The sequence below is a fragment of the Psychromonas sp. 14N.309.X.WAT.B.A12 genome, from assembly GCF_030397575.1.
Taxonomy (GTDB): domain Bacteria; phylum Pseudomonadota; class Gammaproteobacteria; order Enterobacterales; family Psychromonadaceae; genus Psychromonas.
Map to the genome: position 1 here is coordinate 230814 of NZ_JAPNXS010000002.1, position 26035 is coordinate 256848.

The following is a 26035-nucleotide window of genomic DNA, read 5'->3' on the forward strand; positions in this document are numbered from 1 at the left end:
GCACTTTATCACAAAAATAACTTTTATTTAGCTATTTAATTGCTAGTTCGTGATATAGTTCATTTATAAATTTAAAAAGGAGTTTAATTTTGAAAACATTAAAAATATTATTTACATCTTCGGTTCTTAGTTTAGCACTTGCTGGTAATATTTATGCACAAGACGGCGGAAAGGATTGTCCCGATTGCATTATGGTACCTGATTTAAATGTTGAGTTTAAAAATGATTCGACTGTTTATATGAATGATGCTGAAAAAAAGGAAATCGCTGAATTCGCTACTTTCTTAAAAGAAACAGACTTATACGCAGTCATCGAAGGCCACACTAGTAAATTTGCAACGGCTACTTATAATCTACAACTATCTTCAGATCGAGCAGTTAAAATAAGAGCTGAGTTAATTAAATTAGGTGTTAAACCTGCGCAAGTCAAAGCGATTGGATTTGGTGAAAGCTCACCACTATACGATAACAATACAGAGATTGGTGCACAAAAGAACCGTCGTGTTATAGCTGAAGTATTTAATGATGCAGTTGAGCTAGCTGAGTATGTTTCATCTGAAAGAAGTCGTATTTCAGAAATCAAATACAAAGAACAATAAGCCTTTATTTATCGTTCTTTACAATCATCAATAGCACTCTACTGCTATCAATATAACCACTGCTATTTTGCAGTGGTTATATTTCCTCTATATTTTATTTTGTATTACAAACCCTCATCAAATTCAACTACATCAAATAATTATTCATTTTAACCTATAAAAATATGATTATTTATTCATTTTATCTCCAAAAATAAATATTGCTTTGAAGATGTCTGCTATAATTAGCTTTTAGAGATGTATTGTGTGTATGTAGAGTCAAAGATTAAAAGGAATTAATGAGTGTTTAAAAATATAAAGATATTCATGTTCTTTTTTATACTTTTTAGCCACTTCTCAATTGCAGAAGAGTTAAAACAAGTAACATTAAAAACATCGTGGTATGAACAGTTTCAGTTTGCCGGATATTACATGGCAAAAGAAAAAGGATTCTACAGGCAAGAAGGACTGTCTGTCTCTATAAAACCGTTCTCAATAGAAAGCCAGTCAGATACTGTCCAACAAATTATTAATGGTGAGATTAACTTTGCCGTTGGTAAAGAAAACCTCATTTTAGAAAAAGCAAAACACAAACAAATCGTAGTGCTGTTTGCCTTATTTCAATCAAGTCCTTTGACATTAATCACCACTAAAGCTTCTAATATTAATACCTTTGCTGATTTTAATGGAAAGAAGATCATGACCAGTGTTGCAGATGCCAAACAAGTGTCTATAAAGGCAATGCTAAATGCAAACCATGTGCAATTAACTGACTTAAAACAAATTACTCATTCGCACAATATTGAAGATTTAATCAATAAAAAAACTGATATTATTTCAGCGTATATTTCTAAAGCGCCCTACGATCTACAACAGAAAGGGGTCGACTTTAATATTTTTTCCCCACAATACGATGGTTTTGATTTATATAGTGACTTCCTGTACACCAGCGAGCACTTTATAGCCGAAGATATCTCAGCCACAAAAGCCTTTAGAAAAGCATCTCTAAGGGGGTGGGAGTATGCATTCTCTCACATTGATGAAGCTGTTCAAATCATACTTGATAAATACAATGAACAAAATCTAACTAAAGAAGCCCTCACCTTTGAAGCGGTCGCATTAAAAAAATTAGCTTATCTGAATACAGCTAAAATCGGGGTTATTGATAAGACTAAAATACAAAAAAGCTTTGACCTATACAAAGTGTTAGGTATTAATGAAGGTAGTATTGATTATGATAAATTCATTTATGATGCAGAAACTCCTTACATATTTTTTAACTCTTCAGAGCAAGCATATTTAAAACAAAAGCAAAAAATAACCATGTGTGTTGACCCTAATTGGCTGCCCTTTGAAGGCCTTGACGGTAATGGCCGACACATAGGTACAAACAAGGCATTTATTGATATCTTTAGAGAGCAACTTCCTATCCCTCTTGAAATAATACCAACGGAGAATTGGTTGGAATCAATAGAATTAGCCAAGCAAAGAACCTGTGATCTACTTTCGTTAGCGGGTGAAACAGAGGAAAGAAAACAATACCTCAATTTTACAGATCCTTATTTAGTTTTCCCACGTGTTTTAGTAACTCAGCACCATATGCCTTTTGTTAATAATTTCAATTTATTAGCCAATAAAAGAATAGGTATGGTTAAAGGTTATGCACAACAAGATTTTATACGCCAAAACTACCCCAATATCATTGTAGTTGATGTTGATGATGTTCAAAGTGGTTTGAAAAAAGTTGCTGATGGAGAATTATATGGGTTTATTGATGGCTTAGATGCCGTGACCTATTTTTTACAAGAGCACTTTTTAGGACAACTAAAAGTCAGTGGCAAATTTGACCAAAAAAGGCAATTAGGTATAGGGGTTAGAAGTGATCAAGTACCGTTGCTCTCGATTATGAATAAGTTAATCCACAATCTATCGCAAGAAAAAATTGCACAAATAATGGATACCAGTGGTTCTATAAAGTATATAGAAAAGTTCGATTACAGATTACTCTGGTGGGGGCTAATTGTAACAATTTTGATTATCGCATCTTTCTTATACCGTCAGAGTCTTCTCAATAAACTAAATAAACGTTTAAACGTTCAAATAGAAGAAAAAACAAAAGCACTAAGAGAATTAAACGAAAGTTTAGAACGACAAATTAAAGAAAGAACAAAAAATATCGAACATTCAAAAGAGCTTTTACGTGATGTGGCTTATAAAGATAACCTAACAGATACCTTTAATCGTCACTATTTAATCGAGCAATCACGACTATTTTTCAAAACCTCTGATGAGCTTGATACTCCCCTTTCTATGTTATTAATTGACATTGATCACTTCAAAAAAGTAAATGACGATTTTGGACACATAACCGGCGATAAAATATTAAAATATTTTGTCACAATAACTCAAGAAGCATTAAGGGGGGATGATTTATTTGCACGTTATGGCGGTGAAGAGTTTGTTATTTTATTACCGAAAGCTGGATTAGATGAGAGTATCTCGGTAGCTGAAAAATTGCGTAAAAAAATAGAAACCAACCCTTACCTTTCACAAAGACTAAATTGCTTTATTAATATTACTATTAGTATTGGTGTCACTGAGTATCAGAAGGGTGACTCTCTGGAGCGTTTAGTTGAAAAAGCAGATAAAGCATTATACAACGCAAAAGAAAAAGGCAGAAATCAAGTGCAATCAAGCTAATACGGCTGGTGCACTGATTGACGATGAATCAGATAAAAACGAATAATTAAGCGGCTAGCGATAATCTAGCTTCCAAAAAGTCTTCAACAGACTCCCAAATAGCAATGCTAGCAAACTCTAAAATATTAAAAACTAGCCAACAATATGGATCATGCTCATACCACCTTAATCGAGCGGAATCTAAACGGAATTCATTCGCCTTTTCATCACTTAATAAACTAGGCTCTTCCTGTTCAACCAAATGAATAATCGCTTTTAAAATAGGCTCACGTACTTGAGGATCCATCTCTTTAAATTGATCTAGCCCTTTACCAAGTTGTGGGCGTTTATCATACCATCTACTCATAAACTCTACTTCTTTAGAACAATTGAGGTATTCAACCTTTAATCAAAAAAGTCAAACAGAAACAACCTGCAAAGATGTAAAGTTCATTAATAATTCACATACACCAATCTACAGCAAAAAGATATTACACTAATGGGTAATAAATTAACATTAATTAACTGGGTTTAAGTGCTTTATAATTGATCAATTATTTGGGTAAACCTGATTTATGTGAGGTGTAGATACGCTACTTGGACCACGTTACCTATAGTAAGCAGTTTGCATTAGTCATATCGAAAATGTCTTATTATTTACGCGAAGCAGCTTTGCCTTTTTTATAATTATTTTTTGTATAAGCAGTATTTTTAGTCGGCCGTCCTGCTCGTTTTCTAAAGGTTTTTTTAGTGCTTACTGAGCTACTAGGTAGATTAACCAAAGCTTGTGGACCATCTGCAATTGCTTTATGAATAACCCCTTCAAGTTGCTCTTGAAGTGGTAAAACAAACCCCTGATAAGTTTGCTGCTTGAGACTTATCGCATTCAACTGCATTTCCCATAACGCGGTCATATCAGGCAACGTTAAACTATCTGGTAGGCTTTCAATTAACTTGCGCCCTACTTCTGTTGCTTGAATGGTTTTACCGACTCTTTGTAAAAACAGTCTTTTAAACAATAATTCAATAATGCCAGCCCTAGTCGCTTCCGTCCCTAAACCATCAGTGTCTTTTAATACTTTTTTAAGGTCAGGATCTTGTACAAACCGAGCAATATTACTCATTGCCGCAAGCAGTGTCGCATCAGTAAAATATGCTGGCGGCTGGGTGTTTTTATCAATAACTTCGCCACGTTCACAGTGTAAAACTTGCCCTTTAGTTAAATGAGGTAAAAAACTTTCAGCTTCCTTGTGTGGAAACAATATTTTCCAGCCATCACTTATTTTAGACTTTGCTTTACTAACAAACAGACCTTGGTTAATCTCGATTTCTGCAATGCATTCTGCATAATGATAATCATCATAAAATTGACATAGGTATTGGCGTACCACTAACTGGTAAATATTTTTGCTTAGATTGTCTAAAGTGCTAGTTAGTTTTTTTGTATCCGTTGGGATGATCGCGTGATGAGCATCAACTTTACTGTCATTCCAAGCTCTACCTTTGATTGATAAATTTGCCCCTTGAACAGCCTGTTTCATCTCAGTATCGTTATGCATAATAGCTTGGCTAATAGTTTTAGCTTGCTTATGATGATTACGTGGTAAATAGCGTGAATCTGAACGCGGATAAGTAATAAGCTTGTAACGTTCATAAAGAGCTTGAGCAGCATCTAATACTTTTTGTGCGCTGTATCCAAAGCGCTTTGCTGCGTCAATTTGTAAGCTCGATAAATTATAGGGTAATGGCGCAATTTGCTTTTTTTGTTTATTCACAAAACTCAAGACCTTGGCTGGTTGATTTGTAATGCGATTTGCTACATTTTCAGCTAAGCCTCTCACTAGTACGCGACCTTCACTATCTTGATAAGGGGTACACGCTTCACTAGGCTGCCACTTTGCCGTAAAGTTTTCTCCAGCCCCTGTATTACAATGGGCTAAAACTTCATAAAAGGGTTTACTGACAAACTGCTGTATCTCACGGTCTCGTTTAGCCACCAAACCTAGTAATGGAGTTTGAACTCTCCCCACCGAAATAACGCCTTTATAGCCTGATTTTTGAGCTAATAAAGTGTAAGCACGAGTCAGGTTTAAACCGTATAACCAATCTGCACGGGTGCGTGCTAATGCTGAAGTTGATAATGGAATAAAGTCTTGATTTGAGCGTAATGATTGCAATGATCGTTTCACCGCATTAACCGTTAAATCACTGATCAAACATCGTTCAACTTGCTTTAGTTTAGCTCCTTTCACTCCACTAAAATGGATCACTTCATCTACTAATAACTGTCCCTCTCGATCAGGATCTCCGACATGCACCAGTTGATCGGCTTGTTTAATTAACTTCTTTAGCACACTCAGCTGCTTACTGGTTTTAGGAACGGACTTTAACTTCCACTGTTCAGGGATAATCGGAAGATGCTCAAACTTCCATTGTTTAAAGCTCGCATCATAAGCTTCAGGATCAACTTGTGTTAAAAGGTGTCCAATGCACCAGCTTACAACATCCCCATTACCGACGTAAATACACCCATCAGCTTTACGATGGGGTTTTGGTAAGGCATCAGCAACGGCTCTCCCAAGGCTTGGTTTTTCAGCAATATATAACTTCAACATGGACTCCAACTGTTTTTATAGACAGTATTTTATATAATAGAACAATTCAAGCTTTAACGCCCTATATTTGCAACTAAATTAACTGACAGTAGTCTATTTATGCAGATCAAATTAAAACGAATTTAGAAGAACATGACTATGAACATTAAGTCGCGTTACATTAAAAATCAGTAATAAATAGGTATTGTCTCTTTGAGTCATTCAATAGAACTTTTAAAATACCATTTCGTATATACTAGTGAGCTCTTTGTTACTCACTAATAGCCTAATAGGAAATAATTATGAATCATTTATCTCTCTCTAAAGCGGCACTTTACGCCAGTACTTTATTATTTCTTAGTGCCTGTAATGATAATGAACAGGAGTTGCCTACTGAACCAACAGTGATAGAAGCACAGCAAGACACAATAACAGACAGCAGTGCTGCAAAACCGACATTGTTAGAAAGAACCACTGCTGCGGCTTCTAAAGCTAAAGGCACTGTTGAAGATAGTTCATGGGATAACGTGACAAAATCCAGCAAAGAAATTTGGAATAAAAGCAAAAAAACTAGCCAAGAAGCACTCAATCTAAGCATTGAATCAGGTAAAGATGCTTGGCAAAAAAGCAAAGAAACTAGCTTAGAAGCATGGGAAGGCAGCAAAGAAAAAACACAATCTCTATGGCAAGATGGTAAAGAAACCAGCGAAGATTTATGGGAAAATGGCAAAACCTCTAGTGAATCTCTATGGAATGAGAGTAAGGAAAAAAGTCAGCAACTTTGGGATGAGAATAGTCAAAAGCTAAATGATTTATTTAATGATACTGAAGAGGAAGATGCATTCGATAAAGCAAATCAAGCTTTTGAAGCGGATGAAATCTAATTTGTGAAAACGAGCTTTTAAGAAGTCAGTTATCAAGTTACAAAAGATCGTTGGTTATCTATAGCATTAACAGCTCACATTTAGCGGTTAATATAATAAATATAAGCCGCTGTACTAGCTACATTGAAAAATATCATTAGATAAAAATATCGGCGAAAGCTAACTTTAGTCGTTTTATGGTTAAATAACATTTGTCCCGCTAGGCTGCCAGGCCAACCAGAAAACAAAGCTAAGTAATGAAAGTGTTTCTCCGGTGTTCTTTGCCATTGTTTAATGGCAGCTAACTTATCCATCCCATAAAGAACCACACTTAATACATTAATCGCCGCCATAAAAAGCAGTGACCAACTTGGTAGCCACTGAATTGATTGAAAATAAAAGACGGCTAAAACATAAATAGTAGCCAGTAAAATAAATAGCAGTTTATGCACGATTAGTCGGTTAATTTAGCCACCAGCGAAATAAGTGCATTTTGCACTTTTTCATCGATCATTTTATTACTCACAATATCAAACACATCAAAAAAGTTAGGTACTGATAATGTGCCTTTCACATCTGCCGCAAAGTAAGAGGCAGAACCTGTTGCAGAAGCAAGTACAGATGCTGCTCCACTCGGACCCGGCGAGGTGGCTAACATCAACATAGGTGTATCCTGATAGACCTTCATATCAATACGAGAAGTCCAATCAAACAGGTTTTTGTAAGCAGCCGTGTAAGAACCATTATGCTCTGCAAATGAGATAATAATGACGTCTGCTTCAGTTATCTTTTCATAAAAGTCTAACGCTTGTTGGGGCTTTCCTAGTTTCACTTCACGCTGAATACTGTAAATTGGCATCTCATAATCATTTATATCAAGCAACTCGACTTCAGCATCAGAAATTAGGCTGGCAGTGTACGCTGCTAACTTTTGATTAATTGAATTTTCAGAATTACTCGCTGCAAATGCTAATACTTTCATATTAACTCCTTGTTATCTTGATGAAAATAAATCCCCCACTCAATAACTATACTACTTAAGCATTTTATTAGGATAAGAGTGGTAAATTCACTTATATTTCTAGATTAATACATACGCTTTAAAACGGCGTTATGCTAATGATTTTAATAATGTTAACCTTTAAAAACATCTTATCACCTTCGTCAATTATTATTCAACGACGAGAATCGATATCATTTTCCTTGTTAGCAAACTTTTCAAGCTACGTCACTTATATAAAACGCAAGTGAAGCCAAAAAATAGGCGAAAAAAAAGGTTAATGTAAACATCAACCTTTTAGTGACAGAAAATATAAGCTATAAAAAACTAGCATAGCTCTGTACTACCTTATAAAAACATAGAGAATTATTTCTCCACAAAGATAAAATATCTTTAGCTATCTAGGTAATCTAAATCGTCGTAATCATCACCTAACAACTCTTTTAAACGTTTTCTTTCTTTAATTTCTTCAATGCTACGGCGTACTTTGCCTCGTTTTCTATCGTTCATTAATGCTTGTTTCTTTTTCACTGAAGAGTTCTCTTCATCCCAATCATCTTCAGAAAAAAAGTCAACCATATCTTGTGTGTCGTCTTCAGTTTGTAGAGAGTTTCTATTACTATTTGCCATTTTAGTTCTCCAATCATGACAGTATTGCTGAGCCGATTACCGGCTTATATAACTACAAAAATTAATTTTTAAATTGTGTGGTATGGGTGACTTTATTCAACTTTAAATAAATAACCATACACTCTCTTTTTAACTCATTATTCGAAAAATTCAATATAAATATTCAAAATAAATTAACTAAAAATTTATTTATTAAAAAATATGCGATTAGTGCATTATTTTAATACAGTTTTAAGCACCAGCTCCCTAAGTGGTCGGACATATAAATAACATTGATTAATAACAGAGAATATACAATCCATGTATAAGCAGTTACATTAAGCACTTATTTATAAGACGATAAAAAGGGTGAATATGCAATTTTCAACTTTAGGTAGTAGCGGTGAGTCAGTTTCACGTATTTGTTTAGGCAGTATGACTTGGGGGTTACAAAACAACCAACAAGATGCAGACCAACAAATTGCTTATGCTTTAGCACAAAATATTAATTTTATTGATACCGCTGAGATGTATGCAGTGCCACCCTCTGCCGACACATACGGTAAGACAGAATCTATTATTGGTCATTATTTAAAAAATAACCCTAGTCAACGCCAAGACATTATTCTTGCGTCTAAAATTGCGGGTCCAGGATTACCTTGGGTAAGAGATGGTGGCCCCATTACTGGAGAAGCTGTTATCAGTGCTGTAGAGGCATCTTTAAAGCGTTTACAAACCGATTATATCGACCTTTATCAATTACATTGGCCAAACCGCCAATCGCCTCATTTTGGTCGCCATCAACCAAACCACTTCAAGTTTTCTGACAGTGATGCAACACAACAAACTGAATCCATGTTGGACGTATTACAAGGCTTAGAGAAGTGCGTAAAAGCTGGTAAAATTCGTCACTGTGGGTTATCTGATGATACACCATGGGGAATAAACACCTTTTTAAAGTTGAGTGAGCAACATAACTTGCCACGCATGGTATCGATTCAAAATGAGTTTAATTTATTACATGCCAAAGATTGGCCATACTTGATAGAGAATTGTGTGCATGAAGATATTGCTTATTTGCCTTGGTCACCTTTAGCAACAGGTATGCTAAGTGGAAAATACCTTGACGGGGCACGCCCTGAAGGTAGTCGTTGGACATTACAGCAACGCAATGGCTTATATCGTGATACTGAAAGCAGTAAACAAGCAATTAAAGCCTACCAAGAGGTTGCAACAGCTAATGGCATCACCACCGCCCAGTTAGCGTTAAAATGGTGTGACCAAGTAGACGGTGTAACATCAACGATCATTGGTGCAACCACTATGAAGCAACTAAAAGAAAACATTGAAGCTTTTAAAGATCCGCTTTCTGAACAAGCATTGTCAGATATTAGTGAGATCGTAAAGCTTTATCCAGCTCCGTATTAGCCAGTTATAGTTATTACGTTAGCCTTACTATCACAGTATGGCTAACTCAAACTCCCATTAAAATAATGACATTTGGTCTGACGTTATTAAGTTAAAATCCTTCCCTAATACCGGTAAAATAGCTTCTGCAATTGGTTTTAATTGTTTATCAATGTATTGCTGATAATCAATATCTGAATGTAGGTATTCCTGTGGTTCAGGACCATTAACTGTCAGTAAATACCCAATTCTGCCTCGTTGCTGATAACGCAATGGCAACCCCAATGCGGCGTTTTGCTGATCTGCTAAACGTGCAGCTTTAACTTGTGGAGGCACATTCTTAACATAATCAGCTAAGGGCCGACGTAAACGTTTATGGTAGACCAACTTATCATCTAATTGACCTTGCTTGAGTTGCTCAATAGTCTCCATGATATAAGCTTCTACCGGCTGCTCTGAAAATATTTTTTTATAAAGCGTCTTCTGAAAGTTTTGCGCTAATTCAGTCCAATCCGAGCGAACCGTTTCTAGCCCTTTAAACACTATCTCTTCGCCCTTATCGGTCATAGTTAAACCTGCATAACGTTTTTTAGATCCCGTATCTTGGCCACGTAAAGTAGGCATAAAAAATTTCGAAAAAGCAGTTTCAAACTCAATCTCTAAGAAACAATCTAAATCGAACTCTTCGCGTAGCCTAGCTTCCCAATATTGGTTAATATCAGTCGCTAATTGCTTCCCAATCTCCATCGCTTGCTGCTGATCAGTACAATTTTTTAAATAAACAAATGTAGAATCTGTATCTCCATAAATAACCTGCTGCCCCTGCGCTTCAATGAATTGAGCCGTATCTTGCATTATTTGATGACCACGTAACGTGATCGAACTCGCTAAACGGGTATCATGAAAACGACAACCGGCAGAGCCTAATACACCATACATACTATTCATAATAATCTTAATAGCATGTTGAAAGGCATGGTTTTTCTCTTTTTTAGCCTGCTCACGCGCAGCAGTTAAGGTGTTGATAATTTTAGGCAAATAATGTGCTGTTCGACTAAATCTAGCCCCCCTAAAACCCGGAATAGTGTCATTTTCAGGTGCTAATAATCCTTCTACCATCCCTAGTGGATCTATTTTAAAACTCCGCATGATATTAGGGTACAGAGACTTAAAGTCTAAAACTAATACCCATTGATATAACCCAGGCACCGAGTCCATCACAAAGCCACCCGGTGAGTGTTGTGCTTGTACATCCCCTAAGTTAGGTGCAATGTAACCACTGCGGTGTAATAACGGTAAATACAGGTTAATAAATGCGGCAACTGATGCACCACGTCTATCTAAAGCAAGTCCCGTCAAACGTGCTCGTTGAATGGTATATTCAGCGAGTTGTTTATGTTCAAAAATACGCTCTACTAGCAAACAATCTTGTAGGTTGTAACGTGCTAATGTTAAGGGTTCTTGTTCAAATTGACGCTTAATTTCGAGGCCTTTATCGCTATTATTAGCGATCAACTTCCCTTCCCCAAATAAACTTTGACTAACATACTCTAAACTATAGCTTTCAAAGTGTAGACTGGCATTCTTTAATGCATCTATACCGTCCAATACGACTCGACCATTTAAGATTACTGAGCCTGATTCAGGGTCATCTCTATGCGTTAACCACTTTAATGCACTTCCATCACGACCAATGGTTAAAGGGACATTCAATAACTGCGCCCTTTTGGCTAATAAACGCATATCAAAGTTGCCAACAGCCCAACCAATAATCGCATCAGGATCATATTGCTCAAACCAACGAATCAACGCCAATAATAATGCCCGTTCATCTTTAACCCAGCACACATTAATATCATCGGCAGCTTGAGGACGACCTATCATCAATACCGTATGATGTGCTTGCTGTGCTTCTCCTACATTACCCATACTTAAAGCGATGCTGTATAACTCACTGTGTGGGCTACACTCCACATCCAATGAAACCATGCTTAAATGGCTATTGGCTTCAATGACTTCAGCATTAGCTTCACTCGACACAGTCGCTTGCTGACAGGACCAATAAGATCCTAGCCAGTCGATTTGACCTGACACTTTCACAACACCATAGATAAAACGCTCCATTAAAAAACGATCGCTTAATTTAATATCTCCTTCATAGGTAGCAATACCTTGTTGCATTAAAGCGAGTTGGCACCACTTATGGAGTTGTTGCTTAGCAGTATAAATAGCACAGACTTTTTGCCCATTAAAGGTTTTAAGCTCAATGGGTCTAATAAAGTCTGGGAAGCAATTTTCTTGTTTCCAAAGCGCTTCAGCCTGTTCTAAATGGGCTTGTTCGATGAGAAAAACATAACGTTGTTGGGGAATAACAATACGGCATGGACCACGTTCAGTGCTTAGCCAAAATATCAGGTTAACACCATTCGTAGTTTCGACTTGTTGACGAGATAAAATCAGGCCTGATAGGGAAGTAATAGAAGATTCGCTCATGACCTGCATATTATACTAAATAATATGATAAAGGGAGAAACAAGGAGCATTGAAGCTCCTTGTTAATCAAAACTTATAGACGATGACGCGGTAAAAATAGGTTCAGTAGAATAGCAACAATACCGCACAAACTTACACCCTGTAAGCTAAATGAGCCAATACCTAATGCCATACCACCGATACCAAACACTAAGGTAACGGAAACAATACACATGTTACGTGGTTGTGATAAATCAACACGATGGCGAATCATGGTATTCAGGCCTACCGAAGCAATAGTACCAAATAACAGCATCATGATACCGCCCATTACTGCACCAGGAATAGTTTGCAATACAGCTCCGAATTTACCTACAAATGCCAATAAAATAGCAATAATAGCAGCCCACCACATGATTTTAGGGTTAAAATTACGCGTTAGCATCACTGCACCGGTTACTTCTGAATAAGTCGTATTAGGCGGTCCACCAAATAATGAAGCAGCACTAGTTGCAATACCGTCCCCTAGTAAAGTGCGGTGTAAGCCTGGCTTTTTCAGGTAATCTTTCCCGGTAACATTACTGATCGCTAAAATATCCCCTACATGTTCAACGGCTGGGGCAATAGCAACAGGTATCATGAATAATACCGCATGCCAATTCCACTCAGGTGCAACAAACTTAGGCACACTTAACCAAGCAGCGTTACTGATGGCACTAAAATCTACAACACCAAACAAAAAAGCAAGAATATAGCCCACTAATACACCACAAAATATTGGTACTAGTTTGAAGATGCCCTTAGCTAATGTTGACACTAATAAAGTGGTCACCAATGCAGAGAAAGAGATGATCATCGCAGTATTTTGATCCATCAATACCGCACTTGCATCCCCGGTTTTACCTAACGCCATATTGACGGCAACAGGCGCTAACCCCAGGCCAATCACCATGATCACAGGGCCAACTACTACAGGTGGTAATAAACGATGAATAAAACCGACGCCTTTTAACTTCACTGCATAAGACATCAACATATACACCACACCAGCGGCAAACAAACCAGACATAGTTGATGCGATACCCCACGTTTGAACGCCATAGGCAATAGGAGCGATAAACGCAAAGCTAGATGCGAGGAAAATCGGTACTTGTCCTTTGGTGACAAAATGGAACAATAATGTACCAATACCGGCAGTGAATAACGCTACATTTGGATCTAAACCAGTAATCAAAGGCATTAATACCAATGCACCAAAAGCAACGAATAACATTTGAGAGCCGGCAAGTGCTTGCTGAAATAATGTTAGGTTAGCTGTGCTATCTAGCTCAGCTGAGTCAGAGGAAAGACTATCTGACATAATAAATTCCCTTTACTAAAAACGAATGAAATAGATAAATCGACTTATTTTACTGAGGTAAAGTAAGTCGATTTATTCATAAAATATGATGTTGTTAAGTTATGCTTTGATGGCGTTACTTAGTACCAAAGATTTTATCGCCAGCATCGCCTAAACCAGGAACGATGTAACCATGCTCATTCAAATGAGAATCAATTGATGCGGTGTAAACTTCAATATCTGGATGTGCTGCCTCTAGTGCTTTTAAGCCTTCAGGCGCTGCCACTAAGATCAGTACTTTAATGTTTGTACAGCCACTTTCTTTAATCAAATCAAGGGTTGAAATCATTGAGCCACCAGTCGCTAACATTGGGTCAACCACTAATGCCATACGTTGATCGATTTGGCTTACTAACTTTTGGAAATATGGCACTGGCTCTAGTGTTTCTTCGTCACGGTAAATTCCTACTACACTGACTTTTGCACTTGGAATATAATCAAGCACACCATCCATCATACCTAAACCTGCACGCAAAATAGGCACAACTGTTACCTTTTTACCTTCAATTTGCTGTATTTCTATCTCACCTTCCCAACCTTGAATTTTCACAGTTTCTAATGATAAGTCATTAGTCGCCTCATAGGTTAATAAGCTTGACACTTCACGTGCTAATTCACGAAAACGTTTAGTACTAATATTAGCTTCGCGTAATAAACCTAACTTATGCTGGATAAGTGGATGTTTTACTTCAATGACTTTCATGCTGTGTCTCCAAATGAATAAAATGTTAAAATCGACCGATCTTAGCAAGATAAAATATATCAATGTATGTGCTACATCATTATAAATTGAAATTAGATCTTTTTGTTAAATTTAGTCAATTTTTAAAACAAAAAAGGCTAAAGGTTTCCCTCTAGCCTGTTGATTTAAATAATTATTAATAACAAAGTTTATCTAGTTATTATTTAAATTAGTGGCGCCTATTTTATGAATTGCTATATCAGCTCCCTTGAACTCATCTTCTTCATCTAAGCGAATTGGTGTAATCGCATTGACGACCTTATAAACAACAAAGCCGCCAATAACAGCAAATACAATACCAGCAAGTGAACCAATTAATTGGCTCATAAAAGTAACACCGCCTAAGCCACCAAAGCTTTCTAAACCAAAGATACCTGCAGCAATCCCACCCCATAGACCACAGACACCATGCAAAGGCCACACACCTAATACATCATCAAAATGAGAGAATTTATTTTGCACATAAGTAAACAGCCAAACAAATAATCCACCAGCAACTAAACCTGTCATCAGAGCACCAATCGGATGCATAAGATCTGAACCTGCACAAACAGCCACTAAACCAGCTAACGGACCATTATGGATAAAGCCTGGGTCTTTTTTGCCAATCAATAAAGAACTGATAATACCGCCTACCATCGCCATCAAAGAGTTCATCGCAACCAATCCGCTAATACCCTCAATAGCCTGGGCAGACATGACATTAAAACCAAACCAGCCAATAGATAAAATCCAAGCACCTAATGCTAACAACGGGATATTTGACGGAGCAAATGCAATCACTTTACCTTGGCGGTAACGTCCATTTCGGCTACCTAAAACAATAATAGCGGCAAAAGCAATCCACCCACCTACGCCATGTACAACTATTGAGCCAGCAAAATCATGGAAAGCAGCACCAAAATTAGCCGTTAACCAATCTTGAAAGCCGTAATTACCATTCCAAATAATTCCTTCAAACAATGGATATACAAGGCCAACACATAAAGCCGCTGCAATGAGCATTGGATTAAACTTTGCTCTTTCAGCAACACCACCAGAAATAATTGCAGGGATCGCCGCAGCAAAAGTCATTAAGAAGAAGAATTTAACTAATTGATAGCCATTATTTTCCGCTAACACAGCGGCACTATCGAAAAAAGTAACGCCATAAGCTAACCAATAACCGAAGAAAAAATAAACCAATGCAGAGACACCAAAGTCAGACATAATTTTAACCAAAGCATTCACTTGGTTTTTATGGCGTACCGTGCCGACTTCTAAAAAAGCAAAGCCTGCATGCATGGCAAATACCATGATCGCGCCTAATAAAATAAATAAGGTATCCGCACTGTTAATTAGTGCTGTGACATGATTTTGTACTAAGTCCATCTCTTCCTCTTTAACATCCTTAAAAAATTGAAGCGAACCTTACCCGATAAATGCTTTAGTTAACAATTACTTTATCCTCTTTTCTGTATTTTTTTTGATATCAAATCAAGATTAGGCGAAAAAATCCCAGCTAATAATTTAGAGACGATCTGACTTTATAAAAACAAGATATTTAGTTAATTTAAATCACAATAAATAGAGAGTAATTATTTTTGTACGCCAATAAAGAAAAGCATCAGGAGGTGTAATTAATCCAATAACTTTCAATATTTATCAATAGTTAGTTTCAAAATAGATGGAGTTCTCAATGCAAATGTTACATTACAACATTTTACTGATTTAATAGATAACTAGGTTGGCTAACATTGGATCTTGATACAAATAAAAGTACGTATATTAATGCGCTTTCCTTACCTTACTTTCATATTGCCAACCCGCTTCCTTAGAGTTAAATGCATTAACTTGGTCACCTTACCGCAACAAACAGCGACTTAAACCCATTAGCCTTGATCTAAAAGCAGGTGAGTTTGCTGCTGTTGTTGATCCCAATGGCGCAGGAAAAACCAGCTTATTACGCTGCTTGTATAGAGTAAATAAACCGACACATGGCGAAGTATTACTCGATGGCCAATAATATTTGGTCATTATCAGGACGCCTGTGTGCTCAACATATTGCCACTGTATTACAAGATATAGGAGCAGAGTTTGCTTTGACAGTATTTGAAATGGTTGAAATAGACTTAATACCTAGAGCAACAGGCTGGAAACGAACGTTATCAGATATTGACTCTATTAACAGTCCGTTGTATTGATTTCGACACCATTCATAGTCTTCAACCAAGCGATGCTTATTACAACCCAATAACAGTACTCAAATGGCTCTACCAACTAAGCTAAAGAGGAATAAAATTTAACACTAAAAATTTCCAAAAAAAAAAGCCTGAACAAGCACTTAACATAGAGAGTGTTCAGGCTTTTTTAATGTGGCTCCTCTTGCTGGGCTTGAACCAGCGACACACGGATTAACAGTCCGTTGTATTGATTTCGACACCATTCATAATCTTCAACCAAGCGATGCTTATTACAACCCAATAACAGTGCTCAAATGGCTCTACCAACTAAGCTAAAGAGGAATAAAATTTAACACTAAAAATTTTCCAAAAAAAAAGCCTGAACATCACGTTCAGGCTTTTTTAATATGGCTCCTCTTGCTGGGCTTGAACCAGCGACACACGGATTAACAGTCCGTTGCTCTACCAACTGAGCTAAAGAGGAATTGTAGTTTTTTCCACTGATTAATCTTAAATGAATTAACAGTGTCTCTATCGCTCTATCAACTGAGCTAAAGAGGATTGTAACTTTTAAAGTCCTTAGACTTGTTAAACTCAAAATATTCAAGTTTAACTAAATGTGGCTCCTCTTGCTGGGCTTGAACCAGCGACACACGGATTAACAGTCCGTTGCTCTACCAACTGAGCTAAAGAGGAGTTGTAGTTTTTCCACTGATTAATCTTAAATGAATTAACAGTGTCTCTATCGCTCTACCAACTGAGCTAAAGAGGAATTTCAATTTTTAATCTTTATAACTAAAAGGTATTATCTAGCCCTTTATCATATCAATTCATTTAATAAATGAAAGGATAACTAAACAATATTTTGTTTGAGTCATCTTAAAGACGGGCGCAGTATATTTTTTGCAGTTAATCATGTCAACAAAAAAGGAGGATAAAAAAATTGGTTGCTGATAAATCAAACAACCAATCACAAATATTACCTAACCTGCTTTTTTATTGTGCAATATCAATCAGATTAAATATCCCACTTAATGCTGTCGTGGAGTTTTTCTTGCATCATTTCAAGTGGCTCATCTGGCTCACCAACAATCACGATATTGGCTTTCCCCATTTTTTCAGACATACCTTTCAAGTGTTCATTACTAAACTCGGCGGCAGGTGTGAACTTACCTTTTTCTGGCACTACAAAGACAGTAACGCGACCTTTTTCACCTTTTAGTATCATATGTAATGCTGAAGTCCCTTTAAAACTACAGTAGTTTACAAACATGATTTCACCTAAGCCCTCTTTAGCTTGCCCACCATACACTGCGAGTTTGGCATTCACCGCTTGTAAGCTTGCATTCTCATTAGCCTTAGCTGTTAAAAAGTATTCGTTTTTAACCATCTCTAACGCAACATTGCCTATACTTTCAGGGGCTTGCTCAACGGCTGCAACTTCTACAGGTGGGGTAACCGTTTTTTGTATAAGCGGTATACTTAAGCCGATAACAAAAGCCACAGAAGCAGCAATAGCGATATGCCATCGAGCACTAATATTTTTATCACGCTCTAACGCAAAACTTTGCTCTAACATGATTTTATCAGCCAAATCATCTGGTACATCAACCTTTAAACTATCTTTTAATAACTTATCGAATGCTTTGCCATCATCGACTAATTTTTTTGATGAATCAGAAGACATAGCTCTCTCTAAGAATTCTTCTGATTTATCGTTAGGTGTTGCTATCGCTGTATGACGAAATAAAATATCATCCATGCGCTTCTCCGGTATTATTAATTTCTACTTTTAAATTAGTTTTAAGTAGGTTTTTGGCTCTAAATAACCGTGTTAACACGGTATTTTTATTTAAATCTAATTGAACCGCTATTTCCTCAGCTGTAAAACCAGCTATTAACTGTAATAACAAAGGTTCTTTATAGTCTGCTGGTAAAGCGGCTATTTTTTGTTGAATCAGTTCTTTGTCATATGGACTTGTATCTTCTTCTGCTGCGACCTCATAATCATCGATATCAACTAACGACAACTGCTTACGCTCGAAGCGTCTTGCATTCTCACGTCTTAATATCGTAAACAACCAAGCTTTCGCTGATTTATCATCAAGCAAACTATCGATGCTTTTCCATGCACGTAAGCAAGTTTCTTGCACTAAATCCTGAGCTACCTCAGAATCACGGCAAACCCATAATGCGTAGCGATATAAATCTGCGCTATAAACATTAACTAATGATTCATATCGTTTCTGTTTTCTATTCATATCCTTAATGACCGAGGATGCAGAACTTTTATTTCGTTTAGATTTAAAAAAATTCATTATTTTCCTTTAATACTTACCCTACCCCTAACTCACAAGTGGATATCTGATATTTAGCTTATTGCTATATTGATGAAGGGGGTTGTTTTAACAATACAAATAGTACTTAACAAAAGATTATACTCTATTATTGAATAGTTCGAGGAAGTAGGCAAACAGAAGTCGTTTTAAACCTATGAAAACTTAATTTATAACTCACTACATGATTGATAATAGGTAATTTGAACACATTATTTTGTATTGGTTCCTATACAAAGGGAAAACTATCAACTCTCGGCTATCAATGAAGCTTAATTAGACATTACAAATGTATAATCAACTCGCACTTGTTCACCATTGACTAATAAGTCTATCTGTAACTGCATTAACATATTTTTTCAGCGCAGGCTCCCACCTTGCTTTATAAATAGTAATATCGTTTACTTTTCCATGTTCTTCAAGTACTGGTTCAATCGGGATTTTATCAGTAAATCCTCGCTCACTTACTCATTGAACGTTACTGACTAACCAATCTTTATTGTGGCTATGTAAAGTTAGTTGATACCACTCTTCAGGCACAATTTCCCCCTTCTAGATAGTCAAAAATAAAGTCGCCAACAGAGGATTGATAAATACAAGGTTCTGTCAAGTCACATATATTTGAATAAGGATTTAAAGTAACCTCAAGCTTATTTTGATCTTGATTCATCTCTTCAAAACTAATCGTCCTCCAAACAAATAATCCTATTAACAAGGTAAGCATAATTAACAATTGAATTAACCTGTTTGGTGTAAGCATTAGTATCCCTTAATATTTTTCATTCAATATAATGATATTTCGCTCAGTATAATAACAGCGAAAGGAGCGTTACTAACAATTCATTAAGTCATTTTATTATTAATGCTCTAAGCTTATTTATTAAATAGCCTTAACCAGCCCGCTTGCTCATTAAAGCAAGTCATCATCAGTGAATAATGCGAAGTCTGAACATATAAAGCGTCTTTTTGTGCTGAATTCTTTATAAACTCCCATCTCGATAACAACTTTTCTATTAACCATTTTAAAGGTACTGTAGAAGGTGCTAGTATTAATGTAAATCAATACTAACTAAGAGTTGAATATGGATAAAAGTAATGTGAGTCGTGTACAAATCGGAGCTTGTGCAATTCATTGTCAAGATTGTAGTATTAGCCAGTTATGTATCCCTTACTCCCTCAACGAAACTGAATTAGAACGTTTAGATACTATTATTGAACGTAAAAAGCCTATCCAAAAAGGGAATGAGATTTTTAAAGCTGGTGAACCAATGAAATGCCTCTATGCCATTCGCTCTGGTACATTAAAATCTTATACTATTACAGAGCAAGGCGATGAACAGATTACAGCCTTTCATCTAGCAGGCGACTTAGTAGGATTTGATGGAATCGGCTCAGGGCATCACCCAAGCTTTGCACAAGCTTTAGAAACAGCTATGATCTGCGAAATTCCTTATGACACGCTTGATAGTTTATCAACATCAATGCCGAAGCTAAGACAACAGATATTACGCTTAATGAGTAATGAAATAGTAGAAGATCAAAGCATGATACTGTTATTGTCTAAAAAGAATGCAGAAGAGAGATTAGCTTCTTTTATCAATAACCTTTCTGTACGTTATGCTGCACGCGGTTTTTCACCAAAAGAATTCAGACTCTCAATGACACGTGGTGATATCGGTAATTACCTAGGATTAACCGTTGAAACAATCAGTCGATTATTAGGCCGATTCCAAAAAAGTGGCATGATTGCAGTAAAAGGTAAATATATTACAGTATTAGATAATGCACAGCTTTCTGAACTAGCTGGCTCTACATCATAATTTTTTAAATACTGAGTTAACCAGAAGGTTAATAACTACTTCTGGTTATTTCCATTACCAATACATTGACGATCTAGTAGGCATTAAGTACAGGAAAATGCTTTATATTAAACAATAAAATTAACCACTTAAGTTAGTGTGATTGGTATCACTACCTATTTAGCGACATTTATTCTAGATTATATGCTAGTGATTTCTAAAAATTGGAGGCTAACATGCTTAAATATAATAATATTTTAGTTTATATCGATCCAACAAAAGAACAACAACCCGCGCTACAAAGAGCAATTGAAATAGCTCAAAAAAACAAAAGCACTAAAATTACGCTATTTCTCTCCTGTTATGACTTAACTTATGAAATGACTTCCCTAAGCTCTGCTGAAGAGCGTCAAGTAATGCAATCGTTGGTCATTAAAGAAAATCAAGAGTGGTTAGATACTCTCGCCGAACCATATCGTGTAGAAGGCTTTGCCATTGGCTGTCAGGTACACTGGCATAACCGTCCTTTTCAAGCTGCGATTCAACTCATCTTAAGAGAAGGATATGATTTATTAATTAAATCAACACACCCGCATTCACGTCTCAGCGCAATATTATTTACACCTACAGACTGGAACTTATTACGTAAATGCCCTATTCCATTATTGTTGGTAAAAGCAAAATCGTGGCCAGAGAACGGTAATATTCTTTGTGCAATTGATTGCAAAAGTGTCGAAGATGAAACGCACCACAGTTTGAATGAAGCCATTCTGACTGAAGCCAGTGATATTGCACAAATGATAAAGTCTAATATTCACGTAGTAAATGCTTACCCAAGCCCTCCCATGAATATAATGATGGAGTTACCTGAGTTTGATCCCATCCATTATGAAGATGGGTTGAAAAAGTTCCACCAGAAAACACTCAATGACTATGCGAATAAATACCAGATTGACCCTGGAAATATTCATCTTGAACAGGGGTTACCTGAGGATGTGATCAGTGACGTTGCTCAAGAGATTAAAGCAGAGTTAGTCATTTTAGGTACTGTTGGTCGATCTGGTTTAGGCTTAACATTATTAGGACATACCGCAGAACAAGTTATTGATAAGTTAGACAGTGATTTATTGGCTCTAAAACCAAAAGGGTTTATTAGCCCTATTAAAATAGATGAATAATCTTAATACTATTTGATAACACCAATTACATTAAATAAGTGAGCTAAATTTTGCATAGGAAAAATGACTTAATTTAAGGTGCAAGTTAAGCATTTAGAAGATTAACTTGGTTATTCGTATGTCGGAGAGTTAGCGACAAAAGTTAATTTTTAATAGTTGTTCATTTAGCAACTTATAATAAAGAAATAGGCTCTGTTAACAAAAAAGAGCCTATTTAATGTATATAGTTGTTATTACAGTTTAAACACTTCTACTGACTTACTTAGTGCATTAGCAATCTCTAATAATTCGTCCGCACGTTTAGCATTATTTGCAGAACTATCAAACGTCATTTTTGCCATATCATTAATACCTACGATACTTTGATTAATCTCGCCAGCCACTAACGTTTGCTCTTCAGCTGAAGTGGCAATCTGGTTGTTCATATCTTGAATGATAGAAACAGAATGACGTATCTCTTCCAATGCTTGATTCGCTTGTTGAGATTTAGTTGCCGTTGATTGTGCATTATTTACATTCACCTGCATCAATTCAACAGAGTTTTTAGACTCAGTCTGTAAACTATTAATCATGGTTTGAATTTCAGTCGTACTTTCTTGTGTTCTATTTGCTAAGCTACGAACTTCATCGGCTACAACCGCAAAACCACGACCTTGTTCTCCGGCTCTTGCCGCTTCAATTGCCGCGTTCAGTGCCAGTAAGTTAGTCTGCTCAGAAATAGCGCGAATAACTTCAATGATACTGCCAATATTATCGATTTCACCTTCTAACTTATTCATCACTTGTTGTACACCAGTAACCCCTTCAACCAGTGTCGAAATATCTGAATTCATACCATTAACCACTTCAATCCCTTTATTTGATTGGTTATTGGCTTCGTCTGCAGCCGCTGACGCACTTAATGCATTACGGGCAACTTCATCGACAGTCACTGCCATCTCATTCATTGCTGTTGATGTTTGCTCTAACTCCATCATCTGAGTTTCAGAACTACGATTAACACTTGAAGCAGAATCAGACATCTGTGCAGAAGCACTATTTAACTGGCTACTAGAGACATTAATATGTTCAATAATATCTTTTAAACTATCAACCATGGTTAAAATAGCACGATAGATCCCTGTCTCTTGACCTGTTGCTGGGACAACAGAATTCAGTTTGCCTTGTGCAATACTCGCGACTATTTTTTCAATATCCGCAGGCTCTCCGCCCACAGGACGATACATAACGTTGATGATGATCAAATAGATCAGGTATAAAGAAATAACGATAAAAGCCAAAGCAATCAATAAAGTTGATTGTAAGTCATCATTAGAAGCTTCTGTAATGTCATCCCATGCCGTCCATGTCCATACATTCCAGTTCAATCCATCAATACGAATGCCTGATACAGTGTATTCTTCACCATCTAAAAAGTAATTATGGTGGCTAGTATCAGCTGTTTGATACGCTCTATAAGACGGCCTTTCTTGGTATAAGTTTTTACCTACTAAAGTATTATTTTTAGCTGCTAATAAATAACCGTCTTCACGACTTACAAACACATGGTTATCTGGGTCTAATATATGCACAAATTCGCTTAATTGTTTAACACTAATATTTAAACCAACAGCTCCTTGAATACGTCCATTTCGTTGAACAGGTATTGCCAATGACATGACAACATTGCCTGTTACGCTTTGGTAAGGTTTTGTGATAATTCTATTTTCATTGTTAAATATCCTAACAAACCACTCTCTTTGTTGAGTTTTTGCATTAAAGTTTTCAATTAAACCGCCTTTACCATTTGAATAACTGCGACCTTCTTTGTCAGCAATAAAAACATCTAACACATCAAGATTACTCGCTACAGCAGCTAAGGCATCGACCGCTTGTGTCACACTTTTTAACCCACTTTCATCCATTTCAAGGTTCACAGATAAGATATTAAGCGCATCAAAATAACGTTCCATTTTTTGTTCAATTGCTTTAGAAATCAATGCTGTTTGAATATCCATTCTTGTATTGTTATTTTCAATAGACTCTGTTCTAAAATTAAAATATCCAACACCTGAGATGGCTGATATAGTAAGCGTTAATAGCAGGCCTATCAGTAATAATATTTTTGTCTTTGCGGTCATGGTTTATGCTTCCTTGGTAAACTACTTTCATCTCAGTAATGAAAAGGAGTAATACAATTATCTTGTCGAATTTTACGTTTTAATAACAATGGAATCGCGGCTAGATAGTTAAAATAATAAGGGGTTAAGTACAAATAACTGCTCCGCTCTTACTGTCATACACACAATGAAATACATGACATTAAAAGGGAACAGTTTAGTAATGTGTTACGCTTGTTCGTTTAAGTAGTTCAACACCACTTCGTGATGATCTTTTGTTTTAAACTTATTAAAGATATGTTGTAGCTTGCCTTGTTCATCGATTAAGAAAGAGGTCCTTACTACCCCCATATTTTCTCTCCCCATGAATTTTTTTAATTGCCACACACCAAAGCTTTCACAAACACTATGATCTTCATCACCTAGTAGAGTGAAGTTCAAAGATTGTTTATTAATAAAATTGGTTAATTTTTTAGGCGTGTCAGGGCTAATACCCAATACCACCACATTCAAATCAGCTAGCTCTGCTTTACTATCACGCAATGCACAGGCTTGAGTTGTACAGCCTGGAGTAGATGCCCTTGGATAAAAGTAAACTAATACTTTTTTACCTAAGTAGTCACTCAAAGTAACCTCGTTATTATCTTGATCAGGTAAAGTGAAATTTGGCGCTAAGCTACCGACTTCTAACATAAAGTTTATTCCCGTTAGTTAAAATTAGACATATTATTAATACTTGTCATTTCTTTCGACCTTATCGGCAGAAGAAACGACTTCTTTACCTATTATTTTAATAAAATTGTAAAATATCCAATAAAACAAGCTTATTAATCAATAGATTCTATTTCATTGTTCTCCATTTGTACTGATGGCCACGCATTGAGTACCGCTTTGACTAATGTGGCCAAAGGTATTGCAAAAAACACCCCCCAAAAACCCCATAAACCTCCAAAAATTAACACTGAGATTATAATAACCACTGGATGTAAATTAACTGCCTCTGAAAACAAAATAGGAACAATTAAATTACCATCTAATGCTTGTATGATGCCGTAGGCAATCATCAAATATGCAAACTCCGGCGACATTCCCCATTGAAATAACGCAACAAGTGCCACTGGTACCGTTACTGCAGCAGCACCAATATAAGGAATAAGCACAGACAACCCAACTAATAACGCAAGTAATGCCGAGTAACGCAAGTCCATAAAGAAAAAGGTAAAATAGGTCGCTACACCGACAATCACTATTTCAGTAATTTTCCCGCGGATATAATTCATTATTTGACCATTCATTTCAGACCATACTTGTGCCGCAAGCTTTCGGTTATCTGGTAAAAACTTGACCATACTGGCAATTAATTCGTTTTTATCTTTTAGCATGAACACCATCATTAAAGGCACTAAAATCGCATAAACTAACAGTGCTGCAATATTCAATAACGAAGCAAAAGATTGAGACAGTAAGAAACCACCACTATCTACTAAGTAACTTTTTATAGTACCAATCAAATGCTTAATCGTTTCTGGGTCAACCGCTTCCGGGTAATGAGCAGGCAAGGTTAGAATGTAGGTTTGACCTTGATTTAACATAGTCGGTAAATCATGTATGAATGAAGCCGCTTGCTTAAAGATGGTTGGTAATACACCTAGAAAGGCAAAGATGGAAATGGAGATAAATAACACCATTACAATTAGAGTAGCGAATGTTCTATTTATTTTAAAACGCATTAGGTAAGTGACGGGCCAATCCAATAGGTATGCCAATATAATAGCTACAAACAAAGGCGTTAAAATATTGCCAAAAAGATAGATAACGGTAAAAGAAAACAATAGTAACAGGAACAAAACACTTAAATTAGGGTCTGAAAAGCGTGTCTTATACCATTGAAATAGTTGCATAAACATTCAAGATTCATCCTTATATGGGGTCGAATATGTTATTTTATTTATAACCTAAATGGTTATATAACAATTTATATCAGCACTGGTCATACTCTGTTAAAAGTCTGGCTTTAAATAGTCATCTTTTAACTTAATACATTCAATTAATTTGCTAAACACAAACAGAGTAAAATATCTGAAGATTACTGATTAACTTAGCTCAATAATGTAGTGT

The 26035-nt window shown here is 36.3% G+C and carries 23 protein-coding genes and 3 tRNA genes; 8 read left to right on the top strand and 18 right to left on the bottom strand.

Going from position 1 to position 26035, the window contains the following annotated elements; all coding sequences use genetic code 11:
- Window positions 1-89: 89 nt before the first annotated feature.
- Complete coding sequence (locus OW492_RS04065; protein WP_290038623.1) at window positions 90-599, top strand: OmpA family protein; 510 nt, start codon at window positions 90-92, stop codon at window positions 597-599.
- A 282-nt stretch (window positions 600-881) separates the two neighbouring features.
- The gene (locus OW492_RS04070; protein WP_290038624.1) at window positions 882-3278 is read left to right on the top strand and encodes a diguanylate cyclase; all 2397 of its coding nucleotides are present in this window, start codon (window positions 882-884) and stop codon (window positions 3276-3278) included.
- 46 nt (window positions 3279-3324) lie between these two features.
- On the opposite strand, the gene OW492_RS04075 is transcribed toward OW492_RS04070, so the two are convergent.
- On the bottom strand, window positions 3325-3624 hold the full coding sequence (locus OW492_RS04075) for a hypothetical protein (protein ID WP_290038625.1): 300 nt from the start codon (window positions 3622-3624) through the stop codon (window positions 3325-3327).
- A gap of 286 nt (window positions 3625-3910) precedes the next feature.
- Window positions 3911-5869: a DNA topoisomerase III gene (locus tag OW492_RS04080; RefSeq protein ID WP_290038814.1), complete on the bottom strand. Its 1959-nt coding sequence runs from the start codon at window positions 5867-5869 to the stop codon at window positions 3911-3913.
- 284 nt (window positions 5870-6153) lie between these two features.
- On the opposite strand from OW492_RS04080, the gene OW492_RS04085 reads away from it, so the two are divergent.
- Window positions 6154-6735 carry a hypothetical protein gene (locus OW492_RS04085; protein WP_290038626.1) on the top strand — a complete coding sequence of 194 codons (582 nt, stop codon included), beginning with the start codon at window positions 6154-6156 and terminating at the stop codon, window positions 6733-6735.
- Between the two features lie 80 nt (window positions 6736-6815).
- On the opposite strand, the gene OW492_RS04090 is transcribed toward OW492_RS04085, so the two are convergent.
- The 3 genes from OW492_RS04090 to OW492_RS04100 all read right to left on the bottom strand — a co-directional run bounded on the left by OW492_RS04090 (window position 6816) and on the right by OW492_RS04100 (window position 8344).
- A complete protein-coding gene (locus OW492_RS04090; RefSeq protein ID WP_290038627.1) occupies window positions 6816-7166 on the bottom strand; it encodes a DUF1294 domain-containing protein in 351 nt (116 codons plus the stop codon).
- Between the two features lie 2 nt (window positions 7167-7168).
- A complete protein-coding gene (locus tag OW492_RS04095; protein WP_290038628.1) occupies window positions 7169-7696 on the bottom strand; it encodes an NAD(P)H-dependent oxidoreductase in 528 nt (175 codons plus the stop codon).
- 411 nt (window positions 7697-8107) lie between these two features.
- Complete coding sequence (locus OW492_RS04100) at window positions 8108-8344, bottom strand: PA3496 family putative envelope integrity protein (RefSeq protein ID WP_290038629.1); 237 nt, start codon at window positions 8342-8344, stop codon at window positions 8108-8110.
- Window positions 8345-8698: 354 nt separating this feature from the next.
- Here OW492_RS04100 and OW492_RS04105 point away from each other — a divergent pair, with 354 nt between their 5' ends.
- Window positions 8699-9751: an aldo/keto reductase gene (locus OW492_RS04105; RefSeq protein WP_290038630.1), complete on the top strand. Its 1053-nt coding sequence runs from the start codon at window positions 8699-8701 to the stop codon at window positions 9749-9751.
- A 57-nt stretch (window positions 9752-9808) separates the two neighbouring features.
- Here OW492_RS04105 and OW492_RS04110 read toward each other — a convergent pair whose 3' ends face one another.
- The 4 genes from OW492_RS04110 to OW492_RS04125 form a co-directional block, all read right to left on the bottom strand.
- Window positions 9809-12223, bottom strand: a complete 2415-nt coding sequence (locus tag OW492_RS04110; protein ID WP_290038631.1) for a DNA polymerase II — start codon at window positions 12221-12223, stop codon at window positions 9809-9811.
- Window positions 12224-12296: 73 nt separating this feature from the next.
- Window positions 12297-13562 (bottom strand): uracil-xanthine permease family protein, encoded by a 1266-nt coding sequence (locus tag OW492_RS04115; protein ID WP_290038632.1) that lies wholly within the window; start codon window positions 13560-13562, stop codon window positions 12297-12299.
- Window positions 13563-13677: 115 nt separating this feature from the next.
- The gene (gene upp / locus OW492_RS04120) at window positions 13678-14304 is read right to left on the bottom strand and encodes a uracil phosphoribosyltransferase (protein ID WP_290038634.1); all 627 of its coding nucleotides are present in this window, start codon (window positions 14302-14304) and stop codon (window positions 13678-13680) included.
- A 192-nt stretch (window positions 14305-14496) separates the two neighbouring features.
- Window positions 14497-15714: an ammonium transporter gene (locus OW492_RS04125; protein ID WP_290038636.1), complete on the bottom strand. Its 1218-nt coding sequence runs from the start codon at window positions 15712-15714 to the stop codon at window positions 14497-14499.
- Between the two features lie 499 nt (window positions 15715-16213).
- Between OW492_RS04125 and OW492_RS17015 the strand changes: the two genes are divergently transcribed.
- Together OW492_RS17015 and OW492_RS04130 are read left to right on the top strand one after the other, a co-directional pair.
- A complete protein-coding gene (locus OW492_RS17015) occupies window positions 16214-16348 on the top strand; it encodes an ATP-binding cassette domain-containing protein (RefSeq protein WP_354669218.1) in 135 nt (44 codons plus the stop codon).
- Complete coding sequence (locus OW492_RS04130) at window positions 16338-16526, top strand: hypothetical protein (RefSeq protein WP_290038638.1); 189 nt, start codon at window positions 16338-16340, stop codon at window positions 16524-16526. The genes OW492_RS17015 and OW492_RS04130 overlap by 11 nt, the downstream gene beginning before the upstream one ends.
- Window positions 16527-16698: 172 nt before the next feature.
- On the opposite strand, the gene OW492_RS04135 is transcribed toward OW492_RS04130, so the two are convergent.
- From OW492_RS04135 to OW492_RS04160, 6 genes are all read right to left on the bottom strand, one after another.
- Window positions 16699-16847: transfer RNA gene (locus OW492_RS04135), tRNA-Asn, on the bottom strand.
- 66 nt (window positions 16848-16913) lie between these two features.
- Window positions 16914-16989, bottom strand: a tRNA-Asn gene (locus tag OW492_RS04140).
- A gap of 136 nt (window positions 16990-17125) precedes the next feature.
- Window positions 17126-17201: transfer RNA gene (locus OW492_RS04145), tRNA-Asn, on the bottom strand.
- Window positions 17202-17523: 322 nt separating this feature from the next.
- The gene (locus OW492_RS04150) at window positions 17524-18267 is read right to left on the bottom strand and encodes a DUF3379 family protein (protein WP_290038640.1); all 744 of its coding nucleotides are present in this window, start codon (window positions 18265-18267) and stop codon (window positions 17524-17526) included.
- Window positions 18260-18823: a sigma-70 family RNA polymerase sigma factor gene (locus OW492_RS04155; protein WP_290038642.1), complete on the bottom strand. Its 564-nt coding sequence runs from the start codon at window positions 18821-18823 to the stop codon at window positions 18260-18262. The genes OW492_RS04150 and OW492_RS04155 overlap by 8 nt, the downstream gene beginning before the upstream one ends.
- A 550-nt stretch (window positions 18824-19373) precedes the next feature.
- Window positions 19374-19601, bottom strand: coding sequence for a hypothetical protein (locus OW492_RS04160; protein ID WP_290038644.1), 228 nt, complete (start codon window positions 19599-19601; stop codon window positions 19374-19376).
- A gap of 322 nt (window positions 19602-19923) precedes the next feature.
- Between OW492_RS04160 and OW492_RS04165 the strand changes: the two genes are divergently transcribed.
- Window positions 19924-20661 (top strand): FNR family transcription factor, encoded by a 738-nt coding sequence (locus tag OW492_RS04165; protein WP_290038645.1) that lies wholly within the window; start codon window positions 19924-19926, stop codon window positions 20659-20661.
- Between the two features lie 215 nt (window positions 20662-20876).
- Entirely contained in the window at window positions 20877-21818 is a 942-nt protein-coding gene (gene uspE, locus OW492_RS04170; RefSeq protein ID WP_290038647.1) for a universal stress protein UspE, read from the top strand.
- Between the two features lie 233 nt (window positions 21819-22051).
- Here uspE and OW492_RS04175 read toward each other — a convergent pair whose 3' ends face one another.
- From OW492_RS04175 to OW492_RS04185, 3 genes are all read right to left on the bottom strand, one after another.
- On the bottom strand, window positions 22052-23938 hold the full coding sequence (locus OW492_RS04175) for a methyl-accepting chemotaxis protein (RefSeq protein ID WP_290038649.1): 1887 nt from the start codon (window positions 23936-23938) through the stop codon (window positions 22052-22054).
- Window positions 23939-24145: 207 nt separating this feature from the next.
- Window positions 24146-24610, bottom strand: coding sequence for a thioredoxin-dependent thiol peroxidase (gene bcp / locus OW492_RS04180; protein ID WP_290038651.1), 465 nt, complete (start codon window positions 24608-24610; stop codon window positions 24146-24148).
- Between the two features lie 134 nt (window positions 24611-24744).
- Window positions 24745-25824, bottom strand: coding sequence for an AI-2E family transporter (locus OW492_RS04185; RefSeq protein WP_290038653.1), 1080 nt, complete (start codon window positions 25822-25824; stop codon window positions 24745-24747).
- Between the last annotated feature and the right edge of the window lie 211 nt (window positions 25825-26035).